At 65.1% G+C, this 17,616-nt stretch carries 17 protein-coding genes; 14 read left to right on the plus strand and 3 right to left on the minus strand.

Features of this window, described 5'->3' with window-relative positions:
- The first annotated feature begins 122 nt into the window (after positions 1-122).
- The 7 genes from mvaD (at position 123) to E3T35_RS12310 (ending at position 9,522) form a co-directional block, all read left to right on the plus strand.
- On the plus strand, positions 123-1,115 hold the full coding sequence (mvaD, locus tag E3T35_RS12280) for a diphosphomevalonate decarboxylase (protein ID WP_092341493.1): 993 nt from the start codon (positions 123-125) through the stop codon (positions 1,113-1,115).
- Position 1,116: 1 nt separating this feature from the next.
- A complete protein-coding gene (locus tag E3T35_RS12285; protein WP_166789935.1) occupies positions 1,117-2,115 on the plus strand; it encodes a mevalonate kinase in 999 nt (332 codons plus the stop codon).
- On the plus strand, positions 2,112-4,394 hold the full coding sequence (locus tag E3T35_RS12290) for a hydroxymethylglutaryl-CoA reductase, degradative (RefSeq protein ID WP_134346467.1): 2,283 nt from the start codon (positions 2,112-2,114) through the stop codon (positions 4,392-4,394). The genes E3T35_RS12285 and E3T35_RS12290 overlap by 4 nt, the downstream gene beginning before the upstream one ends.
- Positions 4,395-4,521: 127 nt before the next feature.
- Positions 4,522-6,174: an ABC transporter substrate-binding protein gene (locus E3T35_RS12295; RefSeq protein WP_134379331.1), complete on the plus strand. Its 1,653-nt coding sequence runs from the start codon at positions 4,522-4,524 to the stop codon at positions 6,172-6,174.
- Positions 6,171-7,139: an ABC transporter permease gene (locus E3T35_RS12300; protein ID WP_241988836.1), complete on the plus strand. Its 969-nt coding sequence runs from the start codon at positions 6,171-6,173 to the stop codon at positions 7,137-7,139. The genes E3T35_RS12295 and E3T35_RS12300 overlap by 4 nt, the downstream gene beginning before the upstream one ends.
- Positions 7,136-7,996 (plus strand): ABC transporter permease, encoded by an 861-nt coding sequence (locus E3T35_RS12305; RefSeq protein ID WP_241988837.1) that lies wholly within the window; start codon positions 7,136-7,138, stop codon positions 7,994-7,996. The genes E3T35_RS12300 and E3T35_RS12305 overlap by 4 nt, the downstream gene beginning before the upstream one ends.
- The gene (locus E3T35_RS12310) at positions 7,993-9,522 is read left to right on the plus strand and encodes an ABC transporter ATP-binding protein (protein ID WP_134346469.1); all 1,530 of its coding nucleotides are present in this window, start codon (positions 7,993-7,995) and stop codon (positions 9,520-9,522) included. Before E3T35_RS12305 ends, E3T35_RS12310 begins: the two co-directional genes overlap by 4 nt.
- A gap of 125 nt (positions 9,523-9,647) precedes the next feature.
- On the opposite strand, the gene E3T35_RS20040 is transcribed toward E3T35_RS12310, so the two are convergent.
- From E3T35_RS20040 to E3T35_RS20210, 3 genes are read right to left on the minus strand one after another with little or no spacing between them, the layout of a single operon-like run.
- A complete protein-coding gene (locus tag E3T35_RS20040) occupies positions 9,648-9,959 on the minus strand; it encodes an NAD(P)-dependent oxidoreductase (RefSeq protein ID WP_370449185.1) in 312 nt (103 codons plus the stop codon).
- A 26-nt stretch (positions 9,960-9,985) separates the two neighbouring features.
- Positions 9,986-10,528, minus strand: coding sequence for an NAD(P)-dependent oxidoreductase (locus E3T35_RS20045; protein WP_370449331.1), 543 nt, complete (start codon positions 10,526-10,528; stop codon positions 9,986-9,988).
- Positions 10,411-10,932 carry a LysR family transcriptional regulator gene (locus E3T35_RS20210; protein ID WP_304997044.1) on the minus strand — a complete coding sequence of 174 codons (522 nt, stop codon included), beginning with the start codon at positions 10,930-10,932 and terminating at the stop codon, positions 10,411-10,413. The genes E3T35_RS20045 and E3T35_RS20210 overlap by 118 nt, the downstream gene beginning before the upstream one ends.
- A 117-nt stretch (positions 10,933-11,049) precedes the next feature.
- On the opposite strand from E3T35_RS20210, the gene E3T35_RS12325 reads away from it, so the two are divergent.
- From E3T35_RS12325 to sufU, 7 genes are read left to right on the plus strand one after another with little or no spacing between them, the layout of a single operon-like run.
- Positions 11,050-11,811 (plus strand): metalloregulator ArsR/SmtB family transcription factor, encoded by a 762-nt coding sequence (locus tag E3T35_RS12325; RefSeq protein WP_092341488.1) that lies wholly within the window; start codon positions 11,050-11,052, stop codon positions 11,809-11,811.
- The gene (locus tag E3T35_RS12330) at positions 11,808-13,187 is read left to right on the plus strand and encodes a SufS family cysteine desulfurase (RefSeq protein ID WP_134379333.1); all 1,380 of its coding nucleotides are present in this window, start codon (positions 11,808-11,810) and stop codon (positions 13,185-13,187) included. Before E3T35_RS12325 ends, E3T35_RS12330 begins: the two co-directional genes overlap by 4 nt.
- A complete protein-coding gene (fdxA, locus tag E3T35_RS12335) occupies positions 13,184-13,504 on the plus strand; it encodes a ferredoxin (protein ID WP_092341486.1) in 321 nt (106 codons plus the stop codon). The genes E3T35_RS12330 and fdxA overlap by 4 nt, the downstream gene beginning before the upstream one ends.
- A gap of 50 nt (positions 13,505-13,554) precedes the next feature.
- A complete protein-coding gene (sufB, locus tag E3T35_RS12340; RefSeq protein ID WP_134346471.1) occupies positions 13,555-15,018 on the plus strand; it encodes a Fe-S cluster assembly protein SufB in 1,464 nt (487 codons plus the stop codon).
- On the plus strand, positions 15,018-15,791 hold the full coding sequence (gene sufC, locus E3T35_RS12345) for a Fe-S cluster assembly ATPase SufC (protein WP_134379335.1): 774 nt from the start codon (positions 15,018-15,020) through the stop codon (positions 15,789-15,791). The genes sufB and sufC overlap by 1 nt, the downstream gene beginning before the upstream one ends.
- On the plus strand, positions 15,791-17,116 hold the full coding sequence (gene sufD, locus E3T35_RS12350; protein ID WP_198417773.1) for a Fe-S cluster assembly protein SufD: 1,326 nt from the start codon (positions 15,791-15,793) through the stop codon (positions 17,114-17,116). The genes sufC and sufD overlap by 1 nt, the downstream gene beginning before the upstream one ends.
- Positions 17,113-17,613 carry a Fe-S cluster assembly sulfur transfer protein SufU gene (gene sufU, locus E3T35_RS12355; protein WP_092341483.1) on the plus strand — a complete coding sequence of 167 codons (501 nt, stop codon included), beginning with the start codon at positions 17,113-17,115 and terminating at the stop codon, positions 17,611-17,613. The genes sufD and sufU overlap by 4 nt, the downstream gene beginning before the upstream one ends.
- The last annotated feature ends 3 nt before the right edge of the window (positions 17,614-17,616 follow it).

A 17,616-nucleotide genomic window follows, 5' to 3' on the forward strand; every position in this document is an offset into this window, starting at 1 on the left:
GGGTCGTGAACACACCGTCATTTTAGTCGGCGAAGCTGCGAGTAGTCCGGCGCGGGCTGGTTCGGCCGGATGCCGTCGGGGCTCCCGGCTAAAATAGAGGCAGAACCGATCGGAGCAGCCCTGTGTCACAGACCCTCGAGGCCGGCGCTACGGCGCGCGCCCGCGCACATAGCAATATCGCGCTGGTCAAATATTGGGGCAAGAACGATGTCGTTCTCAATACCCCCGCGGTCGGATCCATCTCCGTCACACTCGATGCCCTCTTCACTGATACCCGGGTGACCTTTCGTTCGGGTCTCGCTGCCGATGAATTCTGGCTGAGCGGATGCCGGCAGGAGGCCACCAAGGTCGCCCGCGTTCTCGATCTCGTGCGTCAGGCCCGAGGAACGCACCTGTTCGCCGTCGTGGAGTCCGCGAACAATTTTCCGACCGGAGCCGGGCTGGCCTCGTCGGCATCCGGTTTCGCCGCTCTCGCCGTCGCTGCCAGTGGCGCTGCCGGGCTCACGCTCACCGACCGGCAACTGTCGATTCTGGCCAGGCACGGCTCCGGTTCGGCCGCCCGTTCCATCTTCGGGGGCTACGCCCAGATGCATGCCGGCAGCGCCGCTGACGGCTCGGATTCCTACGCCGTGCAGCTGCTGACCGGCGCGGACTGGCCGCTCGCCGTGGTTGTCGTCATTACCGAGCTGGGTGCGAAAACGATCACCTCCACCGTCGGAATGGGGGCTAGCGCTGCCAGTTCACCGTTCTATCCGGCCTGGCTGGCGACGGCCCCCGGTGATCTCGCTGATATGCGGGCCGCGATCGCCGCCCGCGACTTCGTGCGGCTGGGCGAACTCTCCGAGTACAACTGCCTCAAGCTGCACGCCCTGATGCTGACCACCCGGCCGGCGCTGATCTATTGGAACGCCGCGACGGTCGCGGCGATGCACGCCGTTCGGGATCTGCGCGCGTCCGGCGTGCCGGCCTACTTCACCATCGACGCCGGGCCGCAGCTGAAGGTGCTCTGCCTACCCGGGGATGTGCCCCTGGTTCAGGAGGCGCTGTCGAACGTTGCCGGAGTGCACGAGGTACGCCCGAGTGCTCTCGGCCCGAGCGCCTACCGGTTGGACTGACGTGGCATCCTTTTCGTCGTCGGCACCCGGAAAATTGTTTCTGCTTGGGGAGTATGCCGTCTTGCACGGGGCGCCGGCGCTGCTGGCAGCCGTCGATCGTCGGGTGACCGTTACCGTCATACCTGCCGGGTCGTGGCGGCTGCACGCCCCCAGCGTGGGCATCCAGCATCTCGACCTCGATGAGGAAGGTCGCCTTCCCGCCACCCTCGACGCGGATACCCGTTCGACCCTGCGCCTGTTCGACGCGGTGCGTGTGGCGGTGCGGGCGGGTACAGCCGGCTCTGGCCCGTTTGAGATCAGCATGGACAGCTCGTCATTCGTGCGCGATGGCCATAAATTGGGGCTCGGATCAAGCGCCGCGGTGGCCAGCGCGCTCACTGCGGCCCTGGCAGAGGCCTCCGGGCTTCACCTCGATCGGGAGGCGCTGTTCACTCTGGCTCATTCGGCCCATCGGGCCGCGCAACACGGCACGGGCAGCGGCGGAGATGTCGCCGCGAGCGTGTACGGCGGTCTGCTCTCCTACACCGTCGAGACTCCGCCCGTGCAGATGCAGTGGCCCAGCGACCTCAGCCTTGTGGCCGTGGTTACCGGTGCTGGCTCGGCGACGACCGATCTGGTCGGTCGGGTCAACGATTTTGCCGTGCAGAATCCGGCGCAGCACGACCAGGACCTGGCGCGCCTGATCCGCCTCGCCCACTCGGCGCACTCAGCGCTCGCCGACCGCGACGGTTTTCTGCGCCTGGTCGATGACTACTTCACGGCGCTGGCCCTGCTCGACGCCCACGCCCAGGCCGGCATCGTGACCGAGCGCCACCTTGAGCTACGCGCGGTGGCCGAGCGTGCTGGCGGCGTGTTCAAGACCTCCGGCGCCGGCGGCGGCGACGTCGGGCTCGCCTTCAGCGCGAGCGGCGCGCCCGCCGAACGCCTCGAAAGTGCGCTGGCCGACGCCGGGGCATCCGTTGTGCCGTTGAAATTCGGCGCGCCAGGGGCCCGGTCATGACCGGCTCCCGCATCGCGAAGTTCTATCAGCTGTCGGTGCAGAAACGACTGGATTTGTTGCACAAACGCGGCACGTTGAACGATGCCGACTATGCCATGTTGCAGCCGGGTACCGGGCTGCTCGACGCCGAAACCGCTGACCGACTGACCGAAAACGTGATCGGCGTGTTTTCCCTGCCAATGGGGCTCGGGCTCAATTTTCAGATCAACGGTCGCGACTACCTGATTCCCATGGTGGTGGAGGAACCGTCCATCGTGGCGGCGGTCAGTTCCACCGCACTTCTGGTGCGCCAAAACGGCGGTTTTACCAGCACGGCCGATGAGCCGCTGCTAATCGGCCAGGTGCAGGTCGTTGACGTCGCCGACCCGGCGTTGGCGCGTCTAGCTCTGCTCGCGCAGACGGAACAAATTCTGCGGCTCGCCAACAGCGGCCACGCGAAGATGGTCGCCCGCGGCGGCGGCGCGCGCGGTGTCGAGGTGTATTTGCGGGGAGCGACGGCGCAGAACGGTGAGCTGCTGGTCGTGCACCTGCTGGTCGACACCCGCGATGCGATGGGGGCGAATCTCGTCAACTCAATGTGCGAGAGCATTGCGCCCCTGGTCGAGCAAATCAGCACGGGGCGGGTGTTCCTGCGCATTCTCTCGAACCTGACTGATCGTGCCCTCGTGCGTGCCCGCGCGGTTATCCCGCAGGCAGCGCTGGCCACCGGGGAGTACTCCGGTGACCGCGTTCGTGACGGCATCATTCTGGCTGCCGAATTCGCCGAGCTGGATCCCTACCGGGCTACCACCCACAACAAGGGCATCATGAACGGCATCGACGCCGTCGCGATCGCGACCGGCAACGACTGGCGAGCCATCGAAGCGGCCGCCCACGCCTATGCCGCTCGCGGTGAGCACTACGCGCCGTTGTCGACCTGGCGGGCGAACTCGGCTGGTGACCTGGTCGGCGAGCTGACGATGCCGCTCAAGGTGGGCACGGTCGGCGGGCAGGTGGAATCAAACCCGGCCGTGCGAATCGCCCACAGCATCCTGAGAATCGGGTCGGCGCGCGAACTGGCCGAGGTCATGGCGGCGGCGGGGCTGGCCCAAAACCTGGCCGCGCTCAAAGCGCTCTCCACCACGGGAATCCAACACGGGCACATGCGCTTGCACGCCCGGGCGGTCGCGGTGGCCGCCGGCACCAGCCCGGCGCGCTTCGATGAGGTTGTGGAGCAGCTCGTCGTCGGCGGCGAGATCAAGGTGTGGAAGGCGCGGCAAATTCTGGCAGACCTTGAAGCCCCGCCGCTGGCCGCCAGCGCCCCCGCCGCCGTAGTAACAGCCATGCCCCCCACGCGTGCACCGCAGGGTGCGGGCGGGCACGTCGGTTACGGCAAGATCATCCTGCTCGGGGAACACTCCGTGGTGTACGGTCGGCGGGCCATCGCCGCGCCCATCGGCCTCACGGTGCGCGCCGAGGTCGGGCGCGGTACGCCTGGGCAGGCGCCGATCATCACCGACTGGGACGCGGATGGTTCGGTGCAGGAACCGATCAGCGCCGACGTCTCGCACCGGGTCGCCACGTTGATCGCCGCACGTCTGGGTTTGCCGCAATCCGGCGTGCGGGTCGACGTGTTTTCTGAGCTGCCGCGAGCGAGCGGTCTAGGGGCGTCGGCCGCGTTCGCCGTCGCTCTCGTCCGGGCGACCGCGGAGTGCTTCTCCATTCGGCTCAGCGACGAGCAAGTGTCGAGTCTGGCATTTGAGTGCGAAAAGATCGTGCACGGCACACCGTCCGGCATCGACAACACCGTTGCCACGTTCGGCCGGCCGATTCTTTTTAAAAAAACGGATGCTCCGAGTGGTCACGAAATTCGCGACATCGTCACACCGAATCCGATCCCGATCGTGATCGGTCTCACCGGTATGCACGCCCTGACCTCGCACACCGTGGCCGCCGTGCGCGCGGCGTGGCAGCAGCGCCCCGCGCGTTACGATGCGATCTTCGATCAGATCGACTCCCTGGTCGGGGATGGGGCCGACGCCCTGCGCCGGGGCGACACTGTCGAACTGGGCGAGCTGATGAACATCAACCAGGGCCTGCTCAATGCCCTGCAAGTCTCGAGTCCCGAGCTCGAGCAGATGGTCGCCATCGCCCGCCGGGCCGGTGCTCTCGGTGCCAAGCTGACCGGCGGAGGCGGAGGCGGCGCGATGATCGCCGTGGCTGGGTCCGCTGGCGCCGAACCGATCCGTGCCGCCTTGCGCGGGGCCGGTTACACCACCTACCTGACCGAGATTCGGTAGATAGTTGGTGACGGTCATTTGCTGTCGCTGTTAAATTAGGACATGCTTACGTCATGTTAATAGCCCACCGCCAGGCGGAGTCAACATGCGTCACCGTTCGACCAGTACCTGAGAAGAGACCCCACCTATGCGCACTCGCGCACATTCAACATCCCGACTTCGCGCCGCCGCCGCCGTCATTGCCGCCATCGCTCTGGTTCCCGGATGCGCTGCCACCTCCCCGAATGCCCCCGCCAACGCGAATACGCTGACCTACGCCATCAACGGCGGCACGCTCAGCGGCGGCAAGATGGACATCCACTCGTCGGCGTTCCAGGCCACCGCCCTCGTGATGCGCAACTCCTTCGACTCCCTCGTCTATGAGAAAGCCGACGGCTCGTTCGTGCCATGGCTCGCCACGTCCTGGCAGATCTCGGACGACGGCCTGCACTACACGTTCGATCTGCGGGGCGATGTCACGTTCCACGACGGCGAACCCTTCAACGCCGAGGCCGTCAAGGCTAATTTCGAGCACGTCGTCGCTCCAGAGACGGCGTCAGCGGATGCTGCCAGTCTGATCGGGTACGCCGAAACCGGCGGCTTCTACGCTGGCACCGAGGTCATCGACGAATTCACCGTTCGGGTGAACTTCAGCCAGCCGTACGCGCCATTCCTGCAGGCGGTGAGCACCGCCAAGCTTGGCTTCTACTCGCCGGCCACTCTGCGGGACAACGCGGCGCAGCTTTCGGCCGGTGGACCGGGCATTTCGGTGGGAACCGGACCTTACGTGCTGAGCGAATATACGCCAGACCAGAGCATCGTCTTCACCGCAAATGAAAACTACGACTGGGCGCCGGAGGGCAGCTCTCATCAGGGCGCGCCCGCCATCGACACGCTCGAGTTCCGCATCCTTCCCGAATCCTCGGTGCGCACGGGCGCCCTCACGAGCGGCCAGGCGCAGATCGCCAGCGACATCACTCCGAACACAGTCAGCCAGATCGGCGACGACTTCTCCATCCAGAACGTGACGATGCCTGGCCTGCCGTACACCCTGTTCCTGAACGGGGCGCACGGCGTCTTCGCCGACGAGAACGTGCGCCGTGCCTTCGCGCTCGGGGTCGACATCGGTCCGGCCGTCGAGACCATCTACCAGGGACAAGCGGAGCGCGCCTGGAGTATCCTCTCCCCGGCCACGCCCAACTCCTACGACCCGAGCCTCGAAGACAGCTGGGCGTTCGACCCAGACCAGGCCAATGCGCTGCTTGATGCGTCCGGCTGGACCGAGCGCGACTCCGAGGGCTACCGCACCAAAGGTGGAGCCCGACTGAGCGCCCAGTGGCTCGCCTACACCCCGGTCTCCGACGCCAACGCAAGCCTCGGCGACGTGGTGCAGTCTGACCTGCGCGACATCGGGTTCGAAATCGTGCGCGACAACCGTGAGATCGCCCAATACTACGAGGCCTTCGAAGCACGCGACTATGACCTGTCCGACTGGAGTTTCCCCAGCGTCGACGCCGACGTCCTGCGCGCCCACCTGCACAGCGGCGGCTATAAGAACGGCTCGTCTACGGCCGACCCGGTCGTCGACCAGCTGCTCGACGACGCCATCGCCACGAGCGATCCGACCGAACGCGAAGCGCTCTACCAGCAGCTGCAGCAGTGGAACGCGACCCATGTGGTCATGGTGCCGATCACGGTACCCACCGCCATCACCGCCTACAGCAAGACCATCGAGAACCTGAGCTTCGATCTGTACGGGCAGCCGCTCTTCTACGAGGCGTCCCTCACGACCGCGCCGTGACCGCGCACCGCGAGGGCCGTGCGCGTCGATCCGGCCGACCGGGCGCCAGCCTGGCCGGCCGGATCGGCGGCATGATCCTCGTGGTGTGGGGCGCCGCCACCGTGGGCTTCTTCTCGCTGCGGTTGATCCCCGGCGACCCGGTGAACGTGCTCGTGGGGCTCGGCAACGTGTCGCAGCGAGTGCGCGACCAGATCCGAGCAGACTGGGGCCTCGCCGACCCGCTTCTCCTGCAGTATTTCCACTACCTCGGCCGCCTGCTGCAGGGTGACCTCGGCACGTCGTATCGCATGCAGCAACCCGTCGCCGCGGTGATCGGCCAGCAACTCGCGCCGACGATGCAACTGATGGGCCTCGCCATCTCGTTCGCCGTGCTGCTCGCGTTCGCGTCGGCGCTGCTCGGCCGCGGCAGGCGCACCGGCCCGGTGGCTGGCCTGCTCGAGCTCGTGGCGGTGTCCTCGCCCACGTTTTGGATCGGCCTGGTGCTGATTGGTGTTTTCGGCTTTGGACTGGGTTGGTTCCCCGTGGTCGCCACCGCCGGGTTCGGCGCGCTCGTGCTGCCCGCCGTGACCCTCGCCATTCCGGTGGCCGGCATTCTCAGCCAGGTGTTGCGCCAGGGCCTCGACGACGCGGCCGCTCTGCCCTTCGTCGACACCGTGCGCGCCCGTGGAGCGAGCCAGACCCGCCTCGTGCTGCGGCATACCCTGCGCCACGCCGCAGCGAACAGCGTCACCCTCACGGGTTACATCGTCGGTTCCTTGCTCGGCGGTTCGGTGCTGGTAGAGACCGTCTTCGCCCGTCCCGGACTCGGACGCGTGGCCCTGAACGCCATCGTCAATCGGGATGTGCCTGTGGTGCTGGGCATTATTGTGCTCGCCGCAGTGTCGTTCTCGTTGGTCAACCTGCTGGTCGACTTCGTGGCCGACCGTCTCGACCCGCGCCTGGCGACCGAGCAGGCCTACGCGTGAGCATTCTCGCCGCCGCGCGCTCCCGAACCGCCCGCACCCGACGCGTGACCCGGATGCCCACACCGGCCCTCTGGGTGGCCGCCGGCTTCCTACTGCTCCTCTTGCTGTCCGCATTGTTTCCTCGGTTGTTCACCGGGGCTGATCCCGTGCGCACGGACATCGGCGCTGCGCTGCTGGCGCCCGGCCCTGGGCATCCGTTTGGAACCGACCAGGCCGGCCGCGACGTGTTCGCACGTGTCATCTATGGCTCGCGCTACTCGCTCGCGATCGGCTTCGGGGCTACCCTGATTGCCCTCCTGGCGGGCCTGGTGATCGGCTCTCTGGCCGGGCTGATGCGCCGGGTCGGCGACGGTGTAGTGAGCCGGGCGATCGAGATCGTGATGGCGTTTCCGGAGTTTCTGCTAGCGCTGATCGTGATAGCGATCATCGGGCCGGGGGAGGCGAGTCTGCTGATCGCGGTCGCCATCGCGGTGATTCCGTCGTATGCCCGCGTCGCCCGGGTACAGACCCTGGTGGTGAAGCGGGCCGGCTACGTGGAGGCCGCCCGCACACTCGGGGTGTCGCCGGCGGTCACCGTGCTGCGGCACGTGGTGCCGAACACGCTCGGGCCGTTGCTCGTTATGGCCACAATGGGAATCGGCACAGCCATCACGGCCGCCGCCGGCCTCAGTTTTCTCGGCCTCGGACCGAAGCCGCCCACACCGGAGTGGGGGCTCATTCTCTCCGAGGGACGCAACTTTCTCGCTACAGCCTGGTGGATCGCTGTGTTCCCTGGACTCGTGATCACCGCGACCGTGGTCTCGACGAGCGTTCTCGGACGGCACCTGCAGGCCAGCGCGGCGGGGCGGCAACGATGAGCGTCGTGAGTGTGCGCAACCTGCGCGTCGTCGTGCCGGGCGGGGCCGCCGTGGTCGATGGGGTGTCGTTTCGCATCGAGGCTGGGCAGTGCCTCGGCATCGTGGGGGAGTCCGGTGCCGGTAAGACCCTGACCGCGCGTAGCCTGATCGGGCTCGCCGGCACCGGGGTCACCGCTGACGAACTGACGGTGGCCGGCGTCGACGCCCGAGCCCTCTCCCCGCAAGGCTGGCGGGGCCTCCGTGGGGCGCGGGTCGGGCTCGTGAGCCAGGACGCTCTGGTCTCTCTCGACCCGCTGCGCCGAGTGGGCGCCGAGGTGGCCGAACCGCTCGAGGTGCACGAACCGCAGCTCGGCCGTGTCGACCGTTCTCGCCGCGTGCTGCAGCTGCTCCGGCAGGTGGCCATGCCCGATCCGGCCCGGCGTGCCCGGCAGTACCCGCACGAGCTCTCCGGCGGGCTGCGCCAGCGCGCGCTTATCGCCGCGGCACTGGCGGCATCGCCGTCGCTGCTGATCGCCGACGAACCCACGACAGCTCTCGACGCGACGGTGCAGGCGCAGGTCGTGCGACTGCTGCGTGAGCTGAAGGAATCTGGCCTCGCCCTGTTGCTGATCAGCCATGACCTGTCGATCATCTGCCAGCTGGCCGACCAGGTGGCGGTCATGAAGGACGGCCGATTCGTGGAAGTGCAGGCCGCGGACGCCCTGTTTGCCGCGCCGCAGCATCCGTATACTCGTCAGTTGCTGGCCGCTGCCGCGCTGGGCACGGCCACGGCGCCGAAGCCGGGCCCCGTGGTGCTCGCTGCACACGACCTCGCCAAGGCATACGGAACGCTGACAGCCGTCGACGGGGTCTCGTTCGAACTGCGAGCAGGCCACACCGTGGGTATCGTGGGCGAGTCAGGCTCGGGAAAGAGCACCGTGGCACGGATGCTGCTGGGCACGCAGTCGCCCGACCACGGTTCGGTGCTGCTGCACGGCGAGCCCTGGAGCGGCCTGCCGGAATCCCAGCGCCGGGCCCGGCGGGGACGTCTCCAGATCATTCACCAGGACTCGCTGAGCGCCTTCGACCCGCGGGCGACGGTGCTGCAGATTCTGTCGGAGGCTATCGCTCTCGACGGGATTCCGCGCCGGTGGCGCACGGCTCGGGCGGTGGAATTGCTCGCGCAGGTGGCGCTGGCGACCGGGCTGCTTGGCCGGCGCGCGCACGAGCTCTCCGGCGGGCAGCGGCAGCGCGTGGCGATCGCCAGGGCGCTCGCCCGGCGGCCGAGCATCCTGGTGTGCGACGAGCCGGTCTCGGCGCTCGACGCGCAGGTTCAATCCCAGGTGCTCGCGCTGCTGGCCTCTCTCCAGGAATCCACCGGACTCGCCATGGTGTTCATCTCGCACGACCTCGCCGTGGTTCGGGCACTGAGCCACGAGATCCTCGTGATGAAGGAGGGCGTTGTTGTGGAGCAGGGGCCGGCGGTCGATCTCTTTGCGGCGCCGCAGCATCCGTTCACCCGCGAGTTGCTCGCCGCCCACCGGTAAAACCGGTGTTTCTGCGGTGACCCGGCGCTCGCGGCACGTGTTTGCGACCTCGGCACTGGACCCGGGCAGCAGTTCCAAACCAGCGGATTGTAATTCCACCGCAGTCACCGCGGCGTTCCCCAGTACTACATCGGTGCTCTCGCTGTCTGAGCGGACAGAGTCGACCCGGACACGTGGCGGGTCATGCCGTTGTGCGGCATCGTGCGCCAGGGGTGGTCGGCCGCTGGCGGCTGCGGATACCAGACGTCGCCGGCATATCCGGCGATTTGCCCGGACTCCAACGCGCGAACGATCGCGTCACGGTCGGTGATCTCGGCTCGGGCCGTGTTCACGATGTACGAGCCTCGTTTCATTGATGAGATCAGGGCGTCGTCGAAGAGGTGATGCGTCTGTGGATGCAGCGGTGCATGGATCGATACCACGTCGACGGCCCGCACGAGCGAGGCCGCATCCGGGTGGAAGGTCAGCCCAAGTTCGCCCTCGATTTCGGGGACAGCCTGTTCTTGTCGGTGTCGTGCAGGTGAACATCAAAGGGTGCGAGTCGGCGCAGAACGGCACGACCGATGCGGCTGGCCGCGATGACACCGACGTTCATTCCCTCGATGTCATAGGCGCGCTCGACGCTGTCGGCTATGTTCCAGCCACCATTGACGACCCATTGGTGCGAGGGGAGGTAGTTGCGAACGAGAGCGAGGACTTGCATGACAGCGTGCTCGGCGACACTGATGCTGTTGCTATAGGTCTCTTCGACCACGGTGATGCCGTGGCTGATTGTTGCGTCGAGATCAACGTGATCCGAACCGATGCCGGCCGTGATCGCGAGCTTCAATTTTGGCGCCTTCGCGATCCTTTCTGCGGTCAAATAGGCCGGCCAGAACGGTTGGGAAATCACGATGTCAGCGCTCGTGAGCTCCCGTTCTGGGTAGTTATCAAGTACAGGGATGCTGTCGCGTGCGCACTGCGGCGGGTACCCGGTGACGGAATCTGGGTAGAGGACGAGAAGAATCTTGGCCATGTGGCCTCTTTCTGTGACGCCGGTTTGGCAGGTGTCGCGCCCAGCGGATGCGCGGCACAGAACGCCGCAACCGGTAGCGCGACCGTTGTCGATGCGCTGGGCACGACGCCAAGACGCAGTACGCCGGTCACGCCGGATTTGAGAGCGTGAACCTCCGCCTTGAGCGTGTCACGCTCCGCCACAATCCGTTTGGCCCACATCACCACGAGTTCTCCCTCCGGCGTCAACCCCTCAAAAGCATGACCACGGTTGATCAGTGAGACATTGAGTTCCTGCTCCAGCTTGCTGATTCCCGCGGAAAGGGCGGGCTGGGAAACGTGACAGGCCGCAGCCGCGTGCGCGAAGTGTCGTTCCCGTGCGACAGCGACAAAATATTCCAGTTGGCGAAAAAGCACGCGTTCCCCTTTGACTCGAGGGTAACGACCCCACCGCCTGCTCGACTCTAGTTGCTGCCAGACGGTGGACCGGCGCGTTAACTTGCCAGCCGAGCTGAATTAGGACATGCTTATGTCATGTTAATAGCTCACCGCCGCGGAACCGCTGGCACAGACGGGTCGAACCCTGGAGCGAATGGTCTGGAGGAACGCACCTGGGACCGCGTGCGGCAGATGCTCGCCGAGGATGGCCCACTGACCGCAGCCGATCTGGCCGCGCGCTTGGGACTGACGCCCGCCGCCGTTCGCCGCCACCTCGACCAGCTCGCCGAGGAAGGGGCCGTCGAAGAACACGTGCCCGCTACGTCAGGTGGCCGCGGCCGGCCGGCCCGCGCCTATGTCCTCTCCGCGTCCGGTCATGCCGGTCTGGGGGCTGACTACGCCGATGTGGCGACCTCGGCGTTACGCTTTCTCGCCGAACGCGCCGGAGCGGATGCCGTTGGCGAGTTCGCCCGTGAACGCAGCGCACAACTCGAGCGAGGCTACGCCGCACAACTGCCCTCGACCGGCGGAGATGTCCGCGCCCGTGCAGAGGCACTGGCGTCGGTACTGAGCGATGAAGGTTTCGCGGCGACGATCCGGCCGGTCGGAGCTGACCTGCCAGCGAATGGTGTGCAGCTGTGTCAGGGGCACTGCCCCGTTCTGCATGTCGCGGCCGAGTTTCCGGAGTTCTGCGACGCCGAGACCGAGGCATTCTCCCGGCTGCTCGGAGTTCCGGTTCAACGACGCACGACTCTGGCTGGGGGCGCACACAGCTGCGCGACGTTCATCCCCCTTGACGCTCTGGCCACGACTACCAGCTCCGACACGAACAATTGTAACGACGGGACAAATGCATGAGTACCAGTGCAGGACTAATCACGGGAGTGCATCCGATCACCCGCCCCGAGGCCATCAATTCTGACGTCGGCGCGAACGCGGCATTCAGCATCGAGGAGTCGGCCGCCATCCGTAGCGATTTCCCGATTCTCTCGCGTCTCGTCCGTGGCGGGAAACCATTGGTGTACCTCGACTCCGGGGCCACGTCACACAAACCGCACCAGGTACTCGATGCCGAACGCACCTTCTATGAGCAACACAACTCCGCGGTTCACCGTGGTGCTCATCAGCTGGCCGAGGAAGCCACCGAAGCATTTGAATCGGCGCGCGCGACCGTTGCACGCTTCATCGGCGCACAAACTAACGAGGTGGTGTTCACCAAGAACGCTACCGAAGCCCTGAATCTCGTGGCGTATTCGTTCAGCAACGCGGCCGCTACCGGGGCCATGGACGGCGTCGAAGCGGATGTCGCGGCGCGCTTCAAGCTCGGCGTGGGCGACGAGATCGTGATCACCGAGATGGAGCATCATGCCAATCTCATTCCCTGGCAGGAACTTGCCCGGCGCAGCGGCGCTACCCTGCGGTGGATCGGTGTCACCGATGACGGTCGCTTAAACCTGAACGATCTGGAGACGGTGATCAGCGACCGTACCAAGGTGGTCGCCTTCACGCACGTGTCCAATGTTTTGGGTACCATCAATCCGGTTTCGGCCATTGTGGCTCGGGCCCGGAAGGTCGGGGCTCTGACCGTGCTCGACGCCAGCCAGTCGGTGCCGCACCTGGGGATCGACGTCGTCGATCTCGACGTCGACTTTCTTGCCTTCAGTGGCCACAAAATGTTCGGCCCCCTCGGGGTCGGTGTGCTCTGGGGCCGCTCTGGCCTCCTGGAAGCCATGCCCCCCTTCCTCACCGGAGGCTCGATGATCCACACCGTGCACATGGAAGGCTCAACCTACGCCGCGCCGCCGCAACGTTTCGAGGCGGGTGTCCCGGTGGCCGCGCAGGCCGTTGGCCTGGCTGCGGCCTGTGATTACCTGACCCGGTTGGGGATGCCACGGGTGAGCGCCCATGAGCAGGCCCTCACCAAAGTCCTGCTGGCCGGCCTGGCCCAACGCCCCTGGATCCGTGTCGTCGGACCGGCCGACGGTGCGGACCGTACCGGTGTGGTGTCTTTCGTGGTCGACGGCGTGCACGCGCACGACGTTGGCCAAATCCTCGACGATGCCGGAGTCGCGGTGCGAGTCGGCCACCACTGCGCCTGGCCATTGCACCAGCGTCTGGACGTGGCCGCGACCACGCGAGTGACCTTCGCGGCCTACAACACGGTGGCCGAGATCACCGTGTTGCTCAACGCTCTCGACCAGGTCCCGGCGGTGTTCGGGGTGGAGGTACTGTGACCTACGTCATCGCCTTGCCCTGCGTGGACGTCAAGGACAGGGCATGTATTGATGAATGCCCCGTCGATTGCATTTATGAGGGTGACCGGGCGCTCTACATCCACCCCGATGAGTGCATCGACTGCGGAGCCTGTGAACCAGTCTGCCCGGTCGAGGCGATCTTCTACGAAGATGACGTGCCGGAGCAGTGGGCCGACTACTACAAGGCCAACGTTGAGTTCTTCGACGACATCGGCTCCCCGGGTGGAGCGGCCAAGGTCGGCCCATACGCCAAGGATCACCCGCTGATCGCGGCACTTCCCTCACAGCGTCGCTGACCGAAACGATCGGGCTGCTCGCAGCCAACAACAACTGACATGGAGACGAAATGAGTGCACCCACAACCTCGACTGGTATCTCTGACGAGGTCCGCGAATTAGCGAACCAGGAATACCAGTATGGATTTGTGACCGATCTCGAAACTGACGTCGCACCCCGCGGGCTGAACGAAGACATCATCCGACTGATTTCGAGCAAGAAAAATGAGCCGGATTGGCTGTTGGAATGGCGGCTCCGTGCCTACCGGCACTGGACCACGCTCACGGCACCGACCTGGCAGCACGTGACCTATGGGCCGGTCGACTACCAGGACATCATTTACTACGCCGCTCCCAAGCCGAAAAAACGCGTGGAGAGCATGGACGAGGTCGACCCGGAGCTGCGGGAGATGTTCGACAAGCTCGGCATTTCGCTCGGTGAGCAGGAGCGTCTCAGCGGCGTGGCGGTCGACGCGATCGTCGATTCGGTCTCGGTTGCCACGACGTTCAAAGACAAGTTGGCCGAGGTTGGAGTGATCTTCTGCTCCTTCTCGGAAGCCGTTCAGGAGCATCCGGATCTGGTGCGTCAGTACCTCGGTTCCGTGGTTCCGTACAACGACAACTTCTTCGCCTGCCTGAACGCTGCGGTGTTCACCGACGGTTCGTTCTGTTACATCCCTAAGGGCGTGCGCTGCCCGATGGAGCTGTCCACCTACTTCCGCATCAACGCCGCCGACACCGGCCAGTTCGAGCGAACCCTGATCATCGCCGAAGAGGGCGCTTATGTCAGCTACCTCGAGGGCTGCACGGCACCCGTTCGTGACACGAACCAGCTGCACGCCGCCGTGGTTGAGCTGGTGGCACTGGACGATGCCCAGATCAAGTACTCGACGGTGCAGAACTGGTATCCCGGAGATGCCGACGGCAACGGCGGCGTGTACAACTTCGTCACCAAACGGGGTATGGCTTCCGGCCGCAACGCAAAGATTTCCTGGACCCAGGTGGAAACCGGCTCCTCGATCACCTGGAAGTACCCCGGCGTGGTTCTTAAGGGTAACAACTCGGTCGGCGAGTTCTACTCGGTGGCATTGACGGCCAGACGTCAGCAAGCGGATACCGGCAGCAAGATGGTGCACATCGGCAAGAACACCAAGAGCACCATCATCTCGAAGGCTATTTCAGCCGGTCACGGGCAGAACACCTACCGCGGTCTGGTGGACATGCGACATTCGGCCGTCGGAGCCCGCAACTTCACCCAGTGCGATTCGCTGTTAATCGGCAAGGACAGCGGTGCACACACGCTTCCGTACATCGAGGTGAAGAACCAGACCGGGCAGGTTGAGCACGAGGCATCGACCTCCAAAATCGGCGAGGAACAACTCCTGTACTGCCGGCAGAGGGGTATCCCGGAAGAAGAGGCGGTGTCGATGATTGTGAACGGTTTCTGCCGTGAAGTATTCAAGATGCTGCCCATGGAATTCGCCGTTGAGGCGCAAAAACTGTTAACCGTAAGCCTGGAAGGAAGCGTTGGCTAATGCTGAAAATCGAAGAACTGCACGCCAGTATCGAGGACAAAGAAATATTGCGAGGGGTGAACCTGCAACTGAAACCGGGTGAGGTGCACGCGATCATGGGCCCGAACGGTTCGGGAAAAAGCACCTTGGCCAGTGTATTGATCGGCCGCGAGGGGTACCAGGTCTCTGGCAGCGTCACGTATGAGGGTCAGGACCTGCTGACCTTGTCACCGGAAGAGCGCGCTGCCGCCGGTGTATTCCTGGCCTTCCAACATCCGGTCGAGATTCCCGGCGTCGGAAACATGTACTTCATGCGCACGGCCTTGAACTCCCTGCGCCGCCAGCGTGGAGAAGAAGAACTGGATCCGGTGGACTTTCTTGCGCTGGCTCAGGAGAAGATGAAGCTCGTTGAGATGGACCAGACCTTCATGAATCGCTCGGTCAACGAAGGATTCTCCGGCGGTGAAAAGAAACGCAACGAGATCCTGCAAATGGCGATCCTGGAACCCAAACTCGCGATTTTGGATGAGACCGACTCCGGTCTGGACATCGACGCTCTAAGGGTGGTCGCCAGCGGGGTGAACGCCCTCCGGAGCGAAGGCCGCAGCATGCTTGTCATCACGCACCACCAGCGCCTTCTGGACTACATCGTGCCCGACCAGGTGCACGTGATGACCGCCGGCCGGATCGTGCGTTCCGGGGGCAAGGGCCTGGCCGTCGAGCTCGAAGCGCACGGCTACACCGGTACGCAGGAAGCTGACGCAGGTCGATTGAGCACGGCCGGGATATCGTGATGACCGTTCTGAGCGCGGCCAGCGGAGTGCTCGCTGGCTTCGAACCTCGGCTCGGCGCGCGTGATCCCGCCTGGCTCGCCGAGGCGCGGGTAGCCGCCCTCCAGTGGGTGGGTGAGCACGGCTTCCCGACCCACAAGGATGAGGACTGGAAATACACCGGGTTGGCCCCGATCCTCGCCGTACCGTTCGATGCCGCCACGGTGGCATCTGGCAGCCGGGTGACGGCAGAAATGATCGACGAGGCTGCGGTCGATCTCGGTGGTCCACGGTTGGTCTTCGTCAACGGCCATTTCTCGTCCGAATTCTCGCGAGTGACCGGGGTGCCGGCCGGTGCGGTCGTCACGACCCTGGCCGCGGTGCTGGCAGCCGGGCCCGACCGCCTCGAACCCTTTTTCGCGCATGCACCGGGAGTGCGTCACGCCTTCGCAGCATTCAATGACGCTCTGGCCGAGGATGGCGCATTCATTCATCTTCCCAGCGGCACCATCGTGGACGAGCCGATTCAGCTGGTCTACTTCTCCGACACCGGTGGAGTCCCGCTGATATCCAGTCCACGTTCGGTGATAATCGCCGATTCGCACTCTCGTGCCACGATCGTCGAGACCTACGCCGGGGTCGATTCCGACGTGTATTGCACCAACGCCGTCACCGAACTCCTCCTCGCCGAAGACGCCCACATTGAGCACTACAAGGTGCAAAACGAGCCGACGAGTGCTTTCCATGTGGCGCTGCTGTCCGTGCGGCAAGGGCGGGGCAGCCGATTCTCTTCCCGTTCCATCATGCTCGGCGCCAGCATCGCCCGGCACGAGGTGCGAGTTCAACTGGATGGCGTCGGCGCCGAGGTCAGCCTCGACGGCGTCTACCTGCCCCAGGGCGATCAACTCCACGACAACACGATCTTCGTCGATCACGCCGCGACAGACTGCACCAGCCACCAGCTGTATAAGGGAGTGTTGGACGGCCGGGCACACGGTGTGTTCAACGGCCACATTATGGTTCGCCATGGCGCTGACGGTACCGATGCGAACCAGAAGAACAAGAACTTACTGCTCTCCGACCGCGCCGAAGTTGACACCAGGCCCCGGCTGGAAATCTATACCGATGATGTGAAGTGCACGCACGGTGCTGCGGTGGGCCAAATGGATGAGGAGGCTCTGCTCTACCTTCAGACGCGTGCCATCCCGCTGGAAGCGGCCAGGGGCCTGCTCATCTACGCGTTTGTACACGAAATGGTGGACCGGATCGAGTTGGATCCACTGCGCGCCCAGTTGGAACGCGTGGTCGCCACCCGGTTCGGGAGTGACGCCACTGTGGTCGCTCCATGACGGCCGGCCCAGGGATCGCTTCGGTGAGTGCGGGAATCGCGGGTCTTTATCAGGAAATGATCATCGACCATGGCCGCCGGCCACGGAATTTTCGCACAATCGACCGTGCGACGTGCTCGATCGAGGCCGTTAACCCGCTATGCGGCGATCAGTTGACTCTCGCCATTCAACTCACCGACGGCGTCATCACCGACGTTGCCTTCACGGGGAGCGGATGCACCATTTCCCAGGCATCCGCTTCCATGATGACCATGGCCGTCAAGGGTCTGGCAGAGGAGGAAGCCCTGACGCTGTTCGCTCGCGTGCACACCATGCTCACCAGCGAATCCGAGGGGGAAGCGGCATTAGCCGAGGTGGGCAAGCTCGCGGTGCTCTCTGGCGTCTGGGAGTACCCGACCCGGGTCAAGTGCGCCTCCCTGGCCTGGCAGGCGTTGCGCAATGCGCTGGAAGGTGACGACCGCGCGGACGGCAGCCGTGTCGTCGGGACGGAGAAGTAGCCG

This window comes from Cryobacterium sp. TMT1-2-2, assembly GCF_004403505.1.
GTDB lineage: Bacteria > Actinomycetota > Actinomycetes > Actinomycetales > Microbacteriaceae > Cryobacterium > Cryobacterium flavum.

Coding starts and splice junctions, on each gene's coding strand:
- E3T35_RS12295 (WP_134379331.1), top strand. CDS start 4,522: ATGCGCACTCGCGCACATTCAACATCCCGACTTCGCGCCGCCGCCGCC.
- sufC (WP_134379335.1), top strand. CDS start 15,018: ATGCTGAAAATCGAAGAACTGCACGCCAGTATCGAGGACAAAGAAATA.
- E3T35_RS12330 (WP_134379333.1), top strand. CDS start 11,808: ATGAGTACCAGTGCAGGACTAATCACGGGAGTGCATCCGATCACCCGC.
- sufD (WP_198417773.1), top strand. CDS start 15,791: ATGACCGTTCTGAGCGCGGCCAGCGGAGTGCTCGCTGGCTTCGAACCT.
- sufU (WP_092341483.1), top strand. CDS start 17,113: ATGACGGCCGGCCCAGGGATCGCTTCGGTGAGTGCGGGAATCGCGGGT.
- E3T35_RS12325 (WP_092341488.1), top strand. CDS start 11,050: ATGTTAATAGCTCACCGCCGCGGAACCGCTGGCACAGACGGGTCGAAC.
- sufB (WP_134346471.1), top strand. CDS start 13,555: ATGAGTGCACCCACAACCTCGACTGGTATCTCTGACGAGGTCCGCGAA.
- E3T35_RS12310 (WP_134346469.1), top strand. CDS start 7,993: ATGAGCGTCGTGAGTGTGCGCAACCTGCGCGTCGTCGTGCCGGGCGGG.
- E3T35_RS12290 (WP_134346467.1), top strand. CDS start 2,112: ATGACCGGCTCCCGCATCGCGAAGTTCTATCAGCTGTCGGTGCAGAAA.